Source organism: Pseudalkalibacillus sp. Hm43 (genome assembly GCF_051842935.1).
Taxonomy (GTDB): domain Bacteria; phylum Bacillota; class Bacilli; order Bacillales; family Fictibacillaceae; genus Pseudalkalibacillus.
The window spans coordinates 110,353-126,883 of sequence record NZ_JBPXRR010000002.1 but is presented as its reverse complement, the minus strand read 5'-3'; the positions used below and the strand labels follow the sequence as shown (position 1 = coordinate 126,883).

Here is a 16,531-nt window from a genome sequence, read left to right as displayed (position 1 = left end):
TAAATGAAAGAGGTGACCTTGAAAGGGCAGTATCGCCTTCAGGTCACCCTTCATTATTCATCATGTATTAGTTGCCAAGAAACGCTTTTTTAAAGAAGTTCAATTGGAAGTCCAATGTAATCGGGTCGTTGAAGTAGAATTCTTTCGCATTCACTTCGAAAACTTGATCGTTTTTGACCGCTGGGATGTTCTTATACGTTTCCGTCTCTTGGAAAGAGTTGTCTGTATCCGGGTTTTTGCTGATGATCATGTAGTCTCCTGCATATTCAGGAAGGACTTCAGTTGATAATGCAAAGTATCCAGGCTCAAGCGCTTTTTCTTTTACCTTTTCAGGCATTTTCAAGTTCATTTCTTGATAAAGGATTTCCGTACCTCGTCCCCAGTTGTCCCCGAATACGTAAAGCTGCTTGTCGAAGTTTTCGACGACAGAAACGGTCGCATCCTCACCGATTTCTGCTCTGATTTCTTCACCAGCTGCTGCTGCGCGTTTTTCGAAATCTTCAACCCATGCTTTTGCTTCTTCTTCTTTGTTCAATAGTTTACCGATTTCAATATGTTGCTCAAGGTAATCCACTTTACCGTAAGTGTAAGTGACAGTTGGCGCAATTTCCTGAAGTTTGTCGACGTTTTTGATTGTAGAGAGACCAATAATGAGATCAGGATCCAATTCGATGATCTTTTCCAAGTTCTCATCGGAAACTTCTTCTACATCTTTCAGTTCCTCATATCGTGGATTCATTTTAGACCAAGAATCTACACCGACAAGATTGACATCCAATGCCATGACATTACCAGCGAAAGATGAGAGGACGATGACGCGTTGTGGGTCTGCCGGCACCTCTACAGGACCGTTTTCTGATTCGTATGTAATCGTTCCGGATTTCTTTTCATCGTTTTCTTTGGATGTGTTTTCTCCATTTTCAGAGGATGCAGAGCTGCAGGCACTAATGATGAGAAGCAGCAAGAGTGCGAACGGGATGAATAGCTTTTTCATGTATGTTTTCTCCTTTTAGTAAATTGTAGGTGATGCACATCGGTTTTTGGGTGCGAGGATCACGGCCGATTTCCGCATCGATATGAAAAACTTCCTTCAGGACATCATGCGTGATGACCTCTTCGTAACCACCAGCTTTCACGATTTCACCATTTTTCAAAGCGATGATGTAATCCGCGAACCGTGCGGCTTGGTTCAAGTCATGCAAGACCATGATGATGGTCCGGTTTTCACTGGCATTCAACTCTTGGAGTAGTTCAAGTACTTCAAGCTGATGCGCCATATCGAGATAGGTAGTCGGTTCATCTAGGAAGATGATTTCCGTTTCCTGAGCAAGAGCCATCGCAATCCAGACACGCTGACGTTGTCCGCCGGAAAGGGCGTCGACTGAACGGTATTTATACTCCATCGTCCCGGTGGCTTCCAGCGCCCAGTCAATCATTTCGTAATCCTTTTTCGTCAGGCGACCAAAGCCTTTTTGATAAGGAAAACGACCATAAGAGACGAGCTCGGCGACCGTTAAGCCGCTGGCACTTTCAGGTGTTTGAGGCAAAATCGCCATCTTTTTGGCGAGGTGCTTCGTATTCTGCTTGGAAATCTGTTCTCCATCTAGTAGAACCGTACCGGATTGGTGGGGAATGATCCGGGTGATCGCTTTCAAAAGCGTTGATTTTCCACAACCGTTGGGCCCGATGATGGTTGTGATCTTCTGATCCGGAATTTCAACACTGAGATCTTTGACGATATGATGCTCACCGTATCCGATGTTCAGATCCTTTGTATGTAAGCGAACCATGCCGAAACCTCCGTTTTAATAAAAATGAAATACCGTTGATAATGATTATCACTATCGTTACCTTGTTAACTATAAACCGATAGATTACGAGTGTCAACCATATATTGAGAATGATAATCAGTTAATTCAGATAAAAAAGGCAGACTCAACAGGATTGTTGAGCTGCCTTTTGTTCGCTTTTACAAGTTTAGAAGTTCCATCTGTAATGCGCCGCAATGGGTGTCCTGAAGGAAGTGAGCTTTACTTCCGCCGCAAATGGCTGGTTGTTGTGGATGACATAAGGCGTCCCATCTTTCGCTCGTTTATCGGAGATGAGCGCGACATGATGGAATCCGTCTAGGAAAACGACGATATCACCAGGTTGCCATTGCTTCAGGTTCTCTACGTCCCCAGGGATGACTTCGGTCGTCAACGATTGCGCGTGCCGCTTGAAGTACACGTTTTGATTGGGGACACGGCGGAAGTCGATGTTCGGGTCTGGTTTTCCGTTCACACGTGGATAAAGTTGGGTGTTGGCTGCGATGTCTTGGTCCATCAGATCTTTCAACGAAATATCTGCACCGAACAGTCCTCTCCAAACGACATCCGTACAAACCCCTTCATCGTCTGGGGGATAACCGCCCGCATAGTAGTTACTCTCGTAAGTTGTCCGCTGATCCACTTCTATTCGTGCCGCATTCACGACATCAATTGGATCTGGTGTGCCGTTTTCGTTTTTATCGACCGTTGAGTAGAGGGGTGGCACTTCGACCGTTTGGGCAAACGGGTTTTCCAGGTGGATCCCTAATGAATCCAGAATGATGCCATCACGGAAAAGCAATGTGATAGCGGCAAGGCAGCCAATCAGGACTACTATTGTTATAGTGAATTTCCTCAGCCATTTCATTGGATTACGTCACACTCCGATATCCATTTTTTACTATTATACTAGATGGTGGTCGGAATAGCGTACCCAAAATGAGGGATGGATCGTATTTTTAAGCAGGATAGAGGGCTTATCCTTCCCCAAATGAGAGGAGGGAGAGATTTCGGGCAGGATAGAGGACTTATCCTTCCCCAAATGAGAGGAGGGAGAGATTTCGGGCAGGATAAAGGGCTTATCCTTCCCCAAATGAGAGGAGGGAGAGATTTCGGGCAGGATAGAGGGCTTATCCTTCCCCAAATGAGAGGAGGGAGAGATTTCGGGCAGGATAGAGGACTTATCCTCCTCCAAATGAGAGGAAAAAAAGATTTCGAGCAGGATAACATCTCTCCCTACCAAAATTCCACTAGAGTCTAGCAAAAATTCTATTAAACTAGTATTTTTGCCGTTCCTTCGCCTCTTCTCCTCAATATACTAGTAGTAATTGGTATAGATGAAGGAGGCTTAAGAACATGAGTCTTGGGAGTCGTAGAGAACAAGTGAGAGCAGTGATTGATAGGGCTGTTGAATCAGCGATGGATTCGATCGAACAAGGATCGGATGTAGCAGCTGGATCCGCGAGTGAGGAAGACATTACAGCAGCCGTTTCCATAGGAATCGGACCGGATGCAGAAGCAAGAGCTTCGGCCGAAATCGGCAGACAAGAAATGAGACCTGAATACGCCTTGAACGTGAGAACCCTTACTGCCGCACCGCGTGCGTAAATCTAGTAAATCATCCATTTTTAATAGATTTGGACAAGCGCCGTTTCTATTAATCATCACCTCAATATAATAATAGAGCAAGGAGGTGATTGTATGTGTTATCGAAATAACGGTATGGTTGCTGGAGAAATGATGAACAACAATAACAATAGACGAAGAGGTGCGGCAGCAGCAGCGGCAGCGGCGGCAGCAGCAGGTGGTGGCGCAGCAGCAGCAGCTTCAGCAGCGGCAGCAGCTGGTAGAGGTTCAGCAGCAGCAGCAGCGGCGGCAGCGGCAGCAGCAGGTAGAAGACGAAATGGCAACGGAAACGGCAACGGAAATGGAAACGGCAACGGGAACGATGTTGCAGGTGAAATGATGACGAGAGAAGACTTCTATTTTGCAGAAGACGATTTTTAGGATCATTTCTAAAGGACGAGGACTGGCATGATTTCAGCCAGTCTTTTTTAGATTAAACGTCGTTTCCCCGACATATTCGGCATACCTTTTTACATAAGACTTTTTCATAGGAGGTTGAATGTGAATCACCTTTCTCTCAAAAAGACACCTGTCGTGTTTGTGCCAGGATTGTTCGGTTCTATGAGTGATGTGATCATCCCCGGAACAGGGAGTTGGGGCTTCGGTTTGGCGGGAATGGTTTATGAGCCGTTCGTCTTGATGCTCGAAACGATGGGATATCGGAGGAACCACAATTTATTCGTTTGTTTTTACGATTGGAGTCAGCGAATCGAGCATTCGGCGAGCCATTATTTGAAAAAGACGATTGAACAGGCAAAACAGGTGACGGGTTCAGACAAGGTGAACCTCATCTCACATAGCATGGGCGGACTTGTGACGAGAGCGTACGTACAGGGGAAGGAATACAAGGACGACGTCGATCAGCTGATCATCCTATGTACACCGAATGCGGGATCCCCGCCGAATTACAGCTATTGGACGGGAGGGGAGCTGCCTCTCAATGCACCGACCCAATTCAATTTCGTCCATTTTTATATGAAGATGTACCTCGCCTATCTCAGTAAGCGGTATAAGTCGAACAAGATCGAAGTGATCCATAATCATTTCAAAGGGCTTCAGGACATCATGCCGTGTGGGGATTATGGAAACTATTTGATCATGAACGAAAAAGGATGTTCGAGGATGTTTGTCGATTATCCAGACATGAAAGCGCAAAATCCATGGCTCGATCAATTGAATGCTGAGCGGGACATCATTCAGGAACGGAACATCAATGTCACGCTGATTGCAGGGACGGACGAGGAGACGATCCGTTACCTAGAAGTGGTCCCATCCCAATCAATCATCCAATGGTCCGACGGAAAAGTGACCGGTGCGGCTTATACGAATCTCGGAGACGGTGATGCCGCGATGGATAGCGTATTTCTCCTAGATGGAGATCAACACACCTTGAACGGGACACACATTGAAACCCTCTATAAAAGTGAATCGATTCTACGTAGCAAACTTCGTCAATAAAGAGGATAATTTTCCTGGTTTTTCAGAAAGGAAAATCATTACAATTGTCGTATTTAATACTGAATGTACTAATTATGTTTTGGAGGTTTACCCATGCTTGCTGAGAAGCTTCTGCTTCATGTGTTGATTTTCCTCGCTCCTGTTTTGATTTATGGTGTCTTGTTCGAAAAACGTCACAACGATCGGCAATTGCCCTATATTTATGGAATTTTGCATGGTATTGCAGCATGTCTATGTATGGTGTTCGCTTATTATAGCTATGGTCTTTTTTGGGATTTCAGGTATGTCCCACTCGTGCTCGCTTGTTTGTATGGTGGTCCGGTAGCGGGGACGATCGTTTTCATCACCATCCTTGTTACCCGGACGATTTTAGGTGGAGATGCGCTCGTATTCGGTTATATCAGCGGTACGGCGGCTGCTTTCGTTCCGTTTCTTTTTTCAAGGAAATTCATGCAATACAAACCGAAAAAGAGGGTCCAGATGGCACTCATTGTAGGAGCCTGGCCCGCGGTTGTCATGTTCTGTATTCTCGTTTCCTATCTCTTCACCGTCGGTTTCAGTACGAATCAGGAAATCTGGGTCAATATTTTCTTGTTCGGCGCGATCCAGATCATTGGGATCGGATTTGCAGCATTATTGTATGAGATGGTCATCGAGCGTAAATTGATGAAGGCAGAAATCCAACGCTCTGAAAAATTGAATACGTTGGGAGAATTGGCTGCATCCATCGCACACGAGGTCCGTAATCCTTTGACGGTGGTAAAAGGATTCCTGCAGCTGATGAAAAAGGAGAATAAAGGGGAAAGCATGCAATATATTCCCCTCGTTTTAAGTGAATTGGGACGAGCTGAGGCCATCATCAACGACTATCTGAACTTCGCGAAGCCTGAATTCAAGAAGATTGAAGAATGTCAGTTGTCGGATGTCGTTTATGAGGTGCTCTTTCTAATGGAACCACTGGCCTTGAAGCAAGGGGTTCAGCTTGAGGTCGATCTGGATACGCGGTGTGTCATTAAGACGGATCGCAACCAGCTGAAGCAGGCGATCGTCAATTTCGTCAAAAATGCCATAGAAGCAACGGGTGATGGTGGGTCAGTATCCATCAAGTTGACCGAGCATTCGACTTATGCGAAACTGACTGTCAAAGACACTGGAAAAGGGATGAATAAGGAGCAGCTTGATCGGATTGGCACATTGTTTTACACGACGAAAGATAAAGGGACGGGTCTCGGTACGACCGTTTCGCTGCGGATCATCCAGTCGATGGACGGTAAGGTCAATTATGAGAGCTCACCGAATGTCGGTACAGTGGTTACGGTCTTTCTACCGACGATCAAGCCTTCAGAAAACGTTCCATTATCTGTAAAATAATTGTTTTCAATGGATGGAATATGGGTATGTTATTTATAGTAAAAAGTATTCGAAAAAGGCTGAACCACTTTTCAAAATCGTACATAGCCTTTACACTAGAGAAAGGATGGAGGAAATGACGCTTCCGTCTTCAGATTTGAAAACGAAACAATCGGATATTTCAAGCTTTGTCGGAAAGGTGTTGCGCGATCACTTCGGTAAAGGACCGGGGTCTGTTTATGTATCAATTTCGGATCCGTTCGTGACGATTTATGTGAAAGATTTGATGTCCGCAACGGAAAGGGTCCTGTACAGCGGGAATCATGAGAAAACGTTGAAAAAGACCCGCGAATTCGTAATGGATAAGATCAGTGATGAGATCAAGTCCTATATCAAAACGGTCACCGATATTGATGTGCAACGACTGTACTACGACTGGTCACTCGAAAATCAGTCAGGCGTATTTTTAGGCGTCGGACCATTTTCAAGGGATGCAACGTATGCGCCTTATTCTGGGCAGGATACGGTTCATGATGAAATAATCCTGATGAGTGAAAAAGTGGAGAAAAGACCGGAGAAGATCTTTTCATTAAGAGTAAACGACAGGACGTTGATTGTTGTAAGGGAAGGACTCCTCGTTGAAATTGAAAAGCAGCTGATCCACGATGGTCATCAAGAAGTTTTACGCTTGTCGAAAGGTAAAATCGAGAAGCGGATGCTTAATGTTGAACGAATTTCTTCAAAAATTGAATGCGATATTGAAGATTACTTCATAGATTGGGACTTCAAGAAAGATCAAAGTTTTACAATTTTCATAATGAAACCGAATAATTAGCGGTGGAAATGAGCTGGACAATAGAGCTAGACATAAGCCGGAGAAGGTTTGATACTTCTCGGCTTTTTTTATTTGGTTTTTTTTAGAAATCAGACCTTGAAAGGAGTGGTTTTGTGAAAAGAAACCTACGGATGAATGAGGTCAGGCATTGGTAAATACAACACAATTGAAAAGGGGGATATTATGGCAAAGTATTTAATTGACCATAAACATAAAAGGATTCACCGCAGTGCGTTTGTTGGAGACAAATGCGATCTCCCTCAGATCCCGTTGAACAAACGGACCGGTGAGAAATTGGATAAAAACATCGAGTTTTTGATACACGAAGGGTATAAACGCTGTCAATATTGTTATGACGGTCCATCTCTTCCATTGAAATAACGGAAACCAAGTGCGTGTAAAGGGGCCATGCACTTGGTTTTTTTATGTTTTCGCAAGTTTTTCTCCAAAATCAGCAAGTTGAGTCGATCACATTTAGGTTACTTGGGGAACTTTTGTGTCGACTTGGGGAACTTTCGAGTCGACTTGTGGAAGTTCTGCCTTGTCTTGTGGAACTTTTAGCTCAACTTGTGGAATTCGGTACCTTTCTACTATGAAAAATGAACATTTGGACGAACGTTTGTTTTCAGGTAAACTAGAGATAATTGGAAGTCGTTCGGTAAGGAGCTAAAGCATGATCAAACAAATCCGCATGTCAGTCAGGCCACTGGTAGAGTATGTGTTTCGGAGTGGGAGCATTGATAATCGATTCCGATCTGCGAGTACGATGACAGATGGAACGATCGCCCACCAGAAAATACAAAAAACCTACCAGGAGACGGACGAAAAAGAAGTCTTTCTCAAAACGGAAATTGAATATCGCGATATTCAATTCATTATCGAAGGTCGTTGTGACGGTTTGTTACACGCTGATGGAAAAGTGACGATTGATGAAATCAAATCGACACGAGGGGATCTGTCGGGGATTGAGGAGGACACCAATCCTGTCCACTGGGCACAGGCGAAATGCTATGCGTACATGTATGCCCTCGATCATGACCTCGAATCGATTAGCGTGCAGCTTACCTACGTCCATGTGGAAACAGAAGAGAAGAAACAGTTCGTCCAGGAGTGTACGTTCGAAGAACTTCAGGCATTCCTCATGGATGTCATCGAGCAGTTTGCACCGTATGCATCACTCCTACTCGAGAAAAAAGAGAAGCGGAATGCGAGCATTAAACAGCTTGAATTTCCTTTCGCCACATACCGCGCCGGGCAGCGAAAATTCGCGGGTACGGTCTATAAAGCGATCTCGGATCAAACTGACCTGTTTGCGAATGCACCGACCGGGACGGGGAAGACGATTTCGACGCTATTCCCAGCGATTAAAGCGATTGGGGAAGGGCACCTGGAGCGGATGTTTTACCTGACGGCGAAAACGATCACCCGTACAGCAGCGGAAGACACACTCCGTCTGATGAAGGAAAAAGGCCTCGAGCTGAGCTCTGTTACGATTACCGCAAAAGACAAAGTGTGCTTCAAAGAGAAGACGATCTGTCAGAAGGATTATTGTGAATTTGCGCACGGTTATTATGATCGACTCAATGATGGGATCCTAGATATCCTTGAGAACGAGACACTCATGGACAGACAGACAATCGAGGTGTACGCGCACAAACACAAGCTTTGTCCATTCGAGTTTTCGCTCGATCTCGCCTATACGGCCGATGCAATGATTGGCGATTACAATTATATCTTCGATCCTCGGGTGTCGTTGAAACGGTTGGCGGAGGAACAGAAAAAGCAGACCGCATTGCTTGTCGACGAAGCGCATAATCTCGTCGATCGGGCGCGGGGCATGTTTTCAGCAGAGCTCTTCAAGTCGGACTTTTTACAATTGAAGCGGTCGTTCAAGTCTGCCAATCCGGGAATCTATCAAACTGCGAAAGCGATCAATGATGAGCTGCTCGCCATGAAAAAGCAGTGTGGAGACGCACGGTTCAGCGTGGCGGAGGAACTGCCTGAAGACTTCGTCGTCATGCTCGATTCGTTTGTGACAGAAGCGGAAAAGGAATTGCTTGAGCAAAAAACGGGCGAGGAACAGGAGCAGCTTCTAGACGCTTATTTTACCGCAAAAAATTTCGTCCGTATCACAGAGCTGTATGATGAACGTTATGTGACGTATGTCGAATACGAAAAAAGCGAAGTGAAGGTGAAGTTGTTCTGTCTCGATCCTTCGCATTTGCTGCAACAGTTCGGAAAAGGCTATCGCTCGAAGGTGTATTTTTCTGCGACTCTTTCTCCGCTCGGTTATTTCAAGGACATGCTCGGGGCGAAAGAGGACGACTATGCTGTTTCGATTCCATCTCCTTTTGCAAAAGAGAATGCGGAGGTGTTCATTCAGCCGTTGTCGACCCGGTATCGGGATCGGGACAAATCCGTCGAGCCGATTTTGTCGATGCTGAAGAACTTGATCAAAACGCGACCCGGGAATTACCTGATCTTTTTCCCGTCGTATGCGTATATGAACCTCGTGGTGGAGTCCGCAGAAGAGGCGGATTTACCGTCTGAGTTGCTCATTCAAAACACGGGAATGACAGAAGAAGAGCGGGAAGCGTTCCTCGCAAAGTTTGACGAAGGGCAGACGGAAACGCTCGTAGGATTTGCCGTCATGGGCGGGATCTTTTCGGAGGGCATTGACTTGAAAGGGGACCGGTTGAATGGCGTCGTCGTAGTCGGTGTCGGATTGCCTCAATTGAACGAAGAGCGGAACATCATCAAAGACTACTTCACGAAAAGTGGGAAGAACGGCTATGATTATGCGTACGTTTTTCCAGGGATGAACAAGGTCCTGCAGGCGGGTGGCCGGCTCATCCGAACAGAAGAAGACTTCGGCACGATCGTGCTCGTCGACGATCGCTTCCTCACGCCGAAGTATCAGAAACTTTTACCGAGTGAGTGGATGGATTATAAAGTCATCCGTTAGGCAGGGTTTTCGCGATCCATGGCAAACTATATAGGTAAAAGGGTTGCGTGAAGGGGGAGCGATGGATGCTGAACATCTTTCAAATCCTGATTGTGGGTGGTGCTGTGTACTTCGCCTACTCGATGCTCGTGATGATGAAGGAGATTAAAGAACTGCTCGCTGAACAGACGGAACAGAACGAACAGATCCTCGAGTTGTTAGAGGAGCAGAATTCGAATAAGGAACAGTGGTAATGAAAAAGAGCCTGCACGGAGCAGGCTCTTACTTATTGACTTACATCTTGATCGGAGAACAACTGGACGGAAGGTTTGCCTTTTTTCTTGTAATAATAACGATTGATGTAGTCATCGGTCATTGCTCGGATTTCCTTATGCAGGAAGAGGAGCGGAATGACATTGAAGACGAGGACGAAGGCAAGCAACAGGTCAAGGAACTGCCAGACGAACTGCAATCCGCCGATTGCGCCGACATAGATCGCACCGATGTAGACGATCCTCATGATTTTGGAAAACTTGTAGCCGAAGAGGTACTCGGCTTGTTTTTCACCAAAGTAGATGAGCACGCCAACGGTCGTGATGACGAAGAACAAGAGGAAGATAGCGATGAAGCTTCCACCGAGAGAGTCTCCCATCAATGTCCCGAATGCTGTTCCAATCATGTTCGAGGCATTCTCGGGTTTCACTTCGGTCCACGTTCCGGTGACGAGCACGGCGAAACCAGAGATTGTACAGATGACGATCGTATCGACGAATACGCTGAAAATGCCCCAAAGTCCTTGGCGCGCAGGGTGGTCGGTTTGTGCGGCAGCGTGGGTGATTGGTGCGGTACCAAGCCCGGCTTCGTTGGAGTATAGGCCACGTGCAATCCCCCAACGGAGTGCTTGGGCAAAACCTGCTCCGGCAAAACCGCCTGCTGCTGAAATCGGTGTGAACGCGTGCGTGAAAATGAGGCCGAACACGCTTGGAAGCTCACCAACATTTGCAAAGATGACCGTCAATGCGACAGCTAAGTATGTAAGTACCATGAATGGCACCATTTTGTCGGTCACTTTTGCAATCCGTTGGATACCTCCGAACACGACGAGTGCGACGAGCACACACATGATTGCGCCTGTGATTTCGGTTCTCCAACCGAATGCGCCTTCCACCTGGGTGGTGATGGAGTTGGATTGGACCATCAAGCTCGGAATCGCTTCAATCATGAGGAAAAAGGCAAAACCGATGGCGACTTTATCCCAGCCTAGAGCTTTCTTAATATAATACTGTGGTCCTCCGACCCAAGTCCCCTTTTTGTTCTTTTCACGGTATTTGACCCCAAGCATGATTTCGGAATACTTTGTGGCCATCCCGATCAGGGCGACGAGCCACATCCAGAAGAGCGCACCAGGTCCACCGAGTGCAATCGCGATAGGAACCCCGACGATATTCGTCGCACCAGCGGTCGAGGCGAGTGCTGAAGTGAATGCCTGGAACGGAGTGATCGTCCCTTCGTGCTTGTCCTTTCTGAAGATTTGTCCGATTGTGTTTTTCAGGACATGTCCGAAAAAACGGAACTGGAAAAACCGCAATCTGATGGTCAGGAAAATCCCTGTTCCAATCAGTAAAAATGCAAGAAGATAAGTCCATAAAAAGTTCGATGCGTTGGCTACCCATGTTTCAATCCAAGATATAATATCCACGACTTTACTCCCTTCAAACTTTATCTCTATAATGTCTTTTTATTCCATACCCAAAAACCTCCTAGTTGAAAAGTCGAATAAATACGGACCCACAAAATAGTCCATTGGTACGAAAAATGTGTACAACACGCAAGAAGTGCCATGAAAAGGACAAACACAGATGCTAGGCAATTGTGATAAAATTGAAATGGATAAAAAATGTTGAAACCTTTTTAAGTTAAAAACGTAAAGATTGGATGAAACATCAAAAAGCAGGGTTAAGCACACAGAATTAGGGTATACATGAAGTGGAGACTTGAACTGAACGGCCGAAAATTTTCTAAAAATTTTGATTGGAGTGTTTGAGAGGCATGACAAGTACAGACATTCATATCGAGAACCTGCGCAAAAAAGGTATTGATGTTCAGAAGGTCATTTCGAAGACGGTCAAACTCGCCAAAGAGTACACAGAGAAACGGAAAAAGGAAAAGCCGCAAACATAATACAGAAATAAAGAAGCTGTCCCATGGACTGAACGATGTAGAGCGATCGTTCTTCCGGGACAGCTTTTTTGTGTGAAATCAATAAAGGAAAAACCTTCTCATGCATGAGAAGGTTCCTACTTTTCAACGGTTCTCTTATATTGTTCGGAAGTGACGAAGTCATCTTCCATCAAAATATATGGGTGTGTTTCCATCAAAATCTTCTTAAGGTAATCAGGCATACGCTCTCCCTGATAAGCACAAATCAACGGAAACGAAATTTGCCTTACTGCTTCATCTACTGGTCTTTCCAAATCTTCAATGATATGAAGAGGTTCTTCCATGGAAGCCCATTCGACATGTGCCCACGTCCGGAATGTTGATTGAGTCTGTAAATAGGGTTGAATCATATTATTGAAGTATTCCAAGATTGCCGGAGGATGATAGCTGCCGCTCGAGAAATAGAAGTCAAAACTATTCTCCCAGTGAACATATTTCATTTCCTCTTGCGTCAGTTTTGATTCTAACACTTTTTTAATCCTCCGGAAGAGAGGATCATTTTCAATCAGTATGACATAATCTCCATCTCGAATGCCGTCCTGGGTAAACTTCACAACCATGTTGATGTAATTTTCCATGCCATGATACGCATAAAGTACATGGATACTTTTCTCCTCACGGAAAAGTTCGTTCATAATAATTTTCAAGTGAATCACCCCTTTAACCTAATCCCTTTACTAAGTTACTTCGGGGGAAACCTTGAAAATCCTTTAATTCACTAAAAATACTTTCAAACATCAAGTAATTGTTATTTCATTTCCAATTCGTACGGTTTCAGAAGTGCGTAGAGCGTTTCGATGTGAGGCAGTTTCAAGCCTTCTTTTTCAGCCATACGCAATGCACCACCAAGCAAGTGATCCGCCTCGATCTGCATGCCTTTCCTTTTGTCTTGGTGCATGGAGGATGTCGCTTCATCTGGAAAACCGCTCAGTAACACTTTCGCTTTTTCAATATGATCTTCCGTCAGGTTGATGCCGTTCGCAATGGCGAGCAGCTTGACTTCATGCAGCACTTCTTCAGTAAGCTTCATCGTTTTCGACGTATCCCGGAGCGTACCGAGATTCACATCACCTGCGGTCGTCACGCCGGAAAAGGCTGTGATGATCATGTATTTGTTCCATAGACCGAGCAGGATGTTGCTGCTCAATACACCAGCCATGTTGGCGTGGTCGAACAGGTCCTCAAGCTCCTTGCACAGTTCCGTTTGTGACGGATGAAGAGGACCGAAGATCAAGTCGTGCTGATTACTTGAATGGACGACGTGTCCGTTGTCATCCAGAGTTGAAATGATATAGCATAAACCGCCAATGACGTTTTCTTCGCCTAGTTCATCTTGTAGGTAAGAGATATGTTCAATACCGTTCAATAGCGGGAGGATGGCCGCACCTTTACGTACCAATACCTTCAGGTTCGACATCAATTCTTCATTCAGGTGATAACCTTTCACAGCGAGGATGACCACATCGACATGGTGGATATCCTCCGGGTCTTCAGCAATCTGTAAGTCTTCAACCTCGTAATCTCCACATTTACTGTATAGCTTTAAGCCGTTCTTCCTTAACTGATCAGCGCGGTTGGAGCGGACCAAATACTGCACAGAATGACCGGCTTCCTGACATCTTCCTCCGAAATAAGCACCGATGGCACCAGCGCCTAGTACGACGATATTCATATCCTTTCCCTCCTTTTACTAACTGTGTACCCACTCTTGTTTACATTGAAAACTTAGATCACACCTGCGTTGATGTGCAAGGTCTTGAACCCACGGAAGATAATGTTGTCCCGCCACTCCGGTTCTTGTAAAAGCGTCGGGTTCTGCAGGCGGGTGACCAGCTTCACCAATGCTATCTGCCCTTCAAGTCGCGCGAGCGGTGCGCCCAGGCAGAAGTGCGGGCCTGATGCGAAGGAGAGATGCTTGATGTTTTTACGCGTGATATCGAAGGTGTTTGGCTCTTCGAACACCCGAGGGTCGCGGTTGGCTGCGCCAAGCAAAACCATGACTTCCTGTGATTTCTTCAGCTCTTTGCCGAACATCTCCATGTCATCCGAGGCGATGCGCGAAGTGAAGAGGACCGGTGGCTCATACCTGAGCGTTTCTTCAACAGCATTCGGGACTAGGGAAGGGTCTGCTTTTAACAAAGCGAGCTGCTCAGGGTGCTTCATCAATAGGTAAAATCCGTTCGAAATCAAGTTCACGGTCGTTTCATGTCCGGCAATCATGAGCAGGAGGCACGTCGCGACCATTTCGTCTTCGTTCAACGAATCGCCAGCTTCTTCCGCCTGAATTAACCCGCTGATCAAGTCTTCACGGGGATCGACTCGACGCTTCTGAATGAGCGAGCGGAAGTATTCGGCGGAATCACGGATATCGTCCGCGACCAATTCCATCCCCTCATAATCGGCATTGAAATCAATGAACCGGACGAACGCGTCTGCCCATTTCCGGAAGTACTCGCGGTCTTCACGCGGAACGCCGATCAGTTCGGCGATTACGACAACAGGTAGATAATAGGAAAAGTCCCTAATCAGCTCATGCTCATCGTTCTGCTTCATTCGTTCAATGAGGTCATCCGCCATTTCTTCGATCTGCGGGCGAAGCCGTTCGACCATCCGTGGCGTGAACGCTTTGTTGACGAGACTTCTTAACCGGGTGTGGTCCGGAGCATCACGGAACAGCATCATGTTGTTCATCAGGTAAACGACGGGTTGCACTCGTTTTGGCGGCTCGACGACTTGTTCAGGGGGAGCGACTTTACGCCATTCTCTAATGAACCGAGGGTCCTTCAGGATCGCTTCAATTTCTTGATAGCCGGTTGCAACATTGGTGCGGAAACCCAGAAAATCGACGGTTTCAATCGGATTGTTCCGGAACTGATCGAAATATGCGTAAGGGTTGTCTCTGAACTTTTCCTGTAGTAAAGCTGTATCGTTGGTCATCATATCCTCCTTGAAAGTTGGGTTTATCACTGTATTCGACTGTTGGGAAAAAATTCCTTGTCGGGATTTTGAGGACTTTGCCGGTTCGCCACTATTCATGGAGTAGGACATGGTGTAGGCTAGTAGGGAAGTGTTTTGTATGTAAGTTTCCGTAACGGACGACAATAGAAATTGGATGAACCCTTCATTAAAGGAGATATAAATATGACAAGCACGTTAGAAACGCTGAACATCACTCAGCCATTTTTACAAAAAGCATGGGAGAAATCCCAGTTCGAACAACCGACCGCAATCCAGAATGAAGCGATTCCGGCTATCCTGGAAGGGACGGATGTGATCGCAGAATCCCCGACCGGTACGGGTAAAACCCTCGCGTATTTGCTGCCGATTTTAGAAAAAGTGGATCCGAAATCGAAGGACCCCCAAGCCTTGATCATGGCGTCATCACGAGAACTCGTCATGCAGATTTTCGAAGAGGTGCAGAAGTGGGCGGAAGGCAGTGGCATTTCCGGCGCATCCCTCATCGGCGGGGCGAACGTCAAACGGCAGATCGAAAAGCTGAAAAAGAAGAGCCCGCAAGTCATTCTCGGGACGCCTGGACGTGTCGAAGAATTGATTAAGTCGAAAAAGCTGAAGATGCATGAAGTGAAAACGATCGTTTTAGATGAAGGGGACCAATTGCTCGTCCCTGAGCATATCGGGACGATCGAATCGATCATCAAGTCGACGCTTGCTGAACGCCAGGTGCTACTCTTTTCCGCGACAATGCCGGAGAAAACAGAGGAAATCGGACGCAGCTTCATGGTCGAACCGAAAGTGTTGAAAGTGGACCGTAAGCCGCGAAAAAACACAAACGTTCAGCATGTTTATGTGGTGAGCGACCGTCGCGATAAAATCAAAAACCTGGAGAAGCTGTCCCGTTTGAAAGGTGTGAAAGGTCTTGCCTTTGGGAACGAGATTGGTGAACTCTCCGTGATTACAGAAAAACTCGATTACAACCGTGTTCCGGCCGACCTTTTACACAGTGAGATGAAAAAAACGGAGCGGCAAACCGCGTTGAAGCAATTCCGGGAAGGCAAGTCGAACTTGCTGCTGGCAACGGATGTTGCTGCGCGTGGTCTCGACATTAAAGGGCTGACTCATGTCGTTCAGGTCGACATTTCAGAAGACGAAAATCAATATCTACACCGCGCAGGTCGAACCGGACGAGCGGGAGCGAGTGGAACCGTCGTATCGCTTGTGACACCAGCCGAGGAGAAGACGTTGAAACGCATCGCGAACAAACTCGATTTGCGCCTTGAGAAAAAGAAATTTTACGCAGGAGAAATGGTAGACGATCACTAGAGAAGAGGG

17 protein-coding genes are annotated in these 16,531 nt (G+C 46.2%); 10 read left to right on the top strand and 7 right to left on the bottom strand.

The window, feature by feature from the left end:
• Positions 1–67 precede the first annotated feature (67 nt).
• The 3 genes from ACSVDE_RS17030 to ACSVDE_RS17020 all read right to left on the bottom strand — a co-directional run bounded on the left by ACSVDE_RS17030 (position 68) and on the right by ACSVDE_RS17020 (position 2,676).
• Positions 68–994, bottom strand: coding sequence for an iron-hydroxamate ABC transporter substrate-binding protein (locus ACSVDE_RS17030; protein ID WP_439302166.1), 927 nt, complete (start codon positions 992–994; stop codon positions 68–70).
• Entirely contained in the window at positions 945–1,790 is an 846-nt protein-coding gene (locus tag ACSVDE_RS17025; RefSeq protein WP_439302165.1) for an ABC transporter ATP-binding protein, read from the bottom strand. The genes ACSVDE_RS17030 and ACSVDE_RS17025 overlap by 50 nt, the downstream gene beginning before the upstream one ends.
• A gap of 187 nt (positions 1,791–1,977) precedes the next feature.
• Positions 1,978–2,676: a DUF1287 domain-containing protein gene (locus tag ACSVDE_RS17020; RefSeq protein WP_439302164.1), complete on the bottom strand. Its 699-nt coding sequence runs from the start codon at positions 2,674–2,676 to the stop codon at positions 1,978–1,980.
• A gap of 488 nt (positions 2,677–3,164) precedes the next feature.
• Here ACSVDE_RS17020 and ACSVDE_RS17015 point away from each other — a divergent pair, with 488 nt between their 5' ends.
• The 8 genes from ACSVDE_RS17015 (at position 3,165) to ACSVDE_RS16980 (ending at position 10,275) form a co-directional block, all read left to right on the top strand.
• Complete coding sequence (locus ACSVDE_RS17015) at positions 3,165–3,416, top strand: hypothetical protein (RefSeq protein WP_439302163.1); 252 nt, start codon at positions 3,165–3,167, stop codon at positions 3,414–3,416.
• 93 nt (positions 3,417–3,509) lie between these two features.
• A complete protein-coding gene (locus ACSVDE_RS17010; RefSeq protein ID WP_439302162.1) occupies positions 3,510–3,815 on the top strand; it encodes a hypothetical protein in 306 nt (101 codons plus the stop codon).
• 120 nt (positions 3,816–3,935) lie between these two features.
• Positions 3,936–4,892 (top strand): lipase family alpha/beta hydrolase, encoded by a 957-nt coding sequence (locus tag ACSVDE_RS17005; protein WP_439302161.1) that lies wholly within the window; start codon positions 3,936–3,938, stop codon positions 4,890–4,892.
• 93 nt (positions 4,893–4,985) lie between these two features.
• A complete protein-coding gene (locus ACSVDE_RS17000; protein ID WP_439302160.1) occupies positions 4,986–6,263 on the top strand; it encodes an ATP-binding protein in 1,278 nt (425 codons plus the stop codon).
• 115 nt (positions 6,264–6,378) lie between these two features.
• The gene (locus tag ACSVDE_RS16995) at positions 6,379–7,077 is read left to right on the top strand and encodes a Na-translocating system protein MpsC family protein (RefSeq protein ID WP_439302159.1); all 699 of its coding nucleotides are present in this window, start codon (positions 6,379–6,381) and stop codon (positions 7,075–7,077) included.
• 183 nt (positions 7,078–7,260) lie between these two features.
• Entirely contained in the window at positions 7,261–7,458 is a 198-nt protein-coding gene (locus tag ACSVDE_RS16990) for a hypothetical protein (RefSeq protein ID WP_439302158.1), read from the top strand.
• A gap of 292 nt (positions 7,459–7,750) precedes the next feature.
• A complete protein-coding gene (locus tag ACSVDE_RS16985; RefSeq protein ID WP_439302157.1) occupies positions 7,751–10,042 on the top strand; it encodes an ATP-dependent DNA helicase in 2,292 nt (763 codons plus the stop codon).
• Positions 10,043–10,107: 65 nt separating this feature from the next.
• Positions 10,108–10,275, top strand: a complete 168-nt coding sequence (locus ACSVDE_RS16980) for a hypothetical protein (protein ID WP_439302156.1) — start codon at positions 10,108–10,110, stop codon at positions 10,273–10,275.
• Positions 10,276–10,307: 32 nt separating this feature from the next.
• Here ACSVDE_RS16980 and ACSVDE_RS16975 read toward each other — a convergent pair whose 3' ends face one another.
• Positions 10,308–11,711 carry an alanine/glycine:cation symporter family protein gene (locus ACSVDE_RS16975; RefSeq protein ID WP_439302262.1) on the bottom strand — a complete coding sequence of 468 codons (1,404 nt, stop codon included), beginning with the start codon at positions 11,709–11,711 and terminating at the stop codon, positions 10,308–10,310.
• Positions 11,712–12,070: 359 nt separating this feature from the next.
• Here ACSVDE_RS16975 and ACSVDE_RS16970 point away from each other — a divergent pair, with 359 nt between their 5' ends.
• Positions 12,071–12,202, top strand: coding sequence for a hypothetical protein (locus ACSVDE_RS16970; RefSeq protein ID WP_318290009.1), 132 nt, complete (start codon positions 12,071–12,073; stop codon positions 12,200–12,202).
• 116 nt (positions 12,203–12,318) lie between these two features.
• On the opposite strand, the gene ACSVDE_RS16965 is transcribed toward ACSVDE_RS16970, so the two are convergent.
• The 3 genes from ACSVDE_RS16965 to ACSVDE_RS16955 form a co-directional block, all read right to left on the bottom strand.
• Positions 12,319–12,897 carry an MEDS domain-containing protein gene (locus tag ACSVDE_RS16965; protein WP_439302155.1) on the bottom strand — a complete coding sequence of 193 codons (579 nt, stop codon included), beginning with the start codon at positions 12,895–12,897 and terminating at the stop codon, positions 12,319–12,321.
• Positions 12,898–12,989: 92 nt separating this feature from the next.
• Positions 12,990–13,913, bottom strand: a complete 924-nt coding sequence (locus ACSVDE_RS16960; RefSeq protein ID WP_439302154.1) for a ketopantoate reductase family protein — start codon at positions 13,911–13,913, stop codon at positions 12,990–12,992.
• A gap of 53 nt (positions 13,914–13,966) precedes the next feature.
• Positions 13,967–15,208 carry a cytochrome P450 gene (locus ACSVDE_RS16955; protein ID WP_439302153.1) on the bottom strand — a complete coding sequence of 414 codons (1,242 nt, stop codon included), beginning with the start codon at positions 15,206–15,208 and terminating at the stop codon, positions 13,967–13,969.
• A 174-nt stretch (positions 15,209–15,382) separates the two neighbouring features.
• On the opposite strand from ACSVDE_RS16955, the gene ACSVDE_RS16950 reads away from it, so the two are divergent.
• Complete coding sequence (locus tag ACSVDE_RS16950) at positions 15,383–16,522, top strand: DEAD/DEAH box helicase (protein WP_439302152.1); 1,140 nt, start codon at positions 15,383–15,385, stop codon at positions 16,520–16,522.
• The last annotated feature ends 9 nt before the right edge of the window (positions 16,523–16,531 follow it).

Bases quoted from the DNA above. Each gene is read 5' to 3' on its own strand.
- ACSVDE_RS16970 (WP_318290009.1), top strand. From the start codon at position 12,071: ATGACAAGTACAGACATTCATATCGAGAACCTGCGCAAAAAAGGTATT.
- ACSVDE_RS17000 (WP_439302160.1), top strand. From the start codon at position 4,986: ATGCTTGCTGAGAAGCTTCTGCTTCATGTGTTGATTTTCCTCGCTCCT.
- ACSVDE_RS17030 (WP_439302166.1), bottom strand. From the start codon at position 994: ATGAAAAAGCTATTCATCCCGTTCGCACTCTTGCTGCTTCTCATCATT.
- ACSVDE_RS16980 (WP_439302156.1), top strand. From the start codon at position 10,108: ATGCTGAACATCTTTCAAATCCTGATTGTGGGTGGTGCTGTGTACTTC.
- ACSVDE_RS16960 (WP_439302154.1), bottom strand. From the start codon at position 13,913: ATGAATATCGTCGTACTAGGCGCTGGTGCCATCGGTGCTTATTTCGGA.
- ACSVDE_RS16950 (WP_439302152.1), top strand. From the start codon at position 15,383: ATGACAAGCACGTTAGAAACGCTGAACATCACTCAGCCATTTTTACAA.
- ACSVDE_RS16985 (WP_439302157.1), top strand. From the start codon at position 7,751: ATGATCAAACAAATCCGCATGTCAGTCAGGCCACTGGTAGAGTATGTG.
- ACSVDE_RS17020 (WP_439302164.1), bottom strand. From the start codon at position 2,676: ATGAAATGGCTGAGGAAATTCACTATAACAATAGTAGTCCTGATTGGC.
- ACSVDE_RS17010 (WP_439302162.1), top strand. From the start codon at position 3,510: ATGTGTTATCGAAATAACGGTATGGTTGCTGGAGAAATGATGAACAAC.
- ACSVDE_RS17025 (WP_439302165.1), bottom strand. From the start codon at position 1,790: ATGGTTCGCTTACATACAAAGGATCTGAACATCGGATACGGTGAGCAT.
- ACSVDE_RS16990 (WP_439302158.1), top strand. From the start codon at position 7,261: ATGGCAAAGTATTTAATTGACCATAAACATAAAAGGATTCACCGCAGT.
- ACSVDE_RS16995 (WP_439302159.1), top strand. From the start codon at position 6,379: ATGACGCTTCCGTCTTCAGATTTGAAAACGAAACAATCGGATATTTCA.
- ACSVDE_RS17015 (WP_439302163.1), top strand. From the start codon at position 3,165: ATGAGTCTTGGGAGTCGTAGAGAACAAGTGAGAGCAGTGATTGATAGG.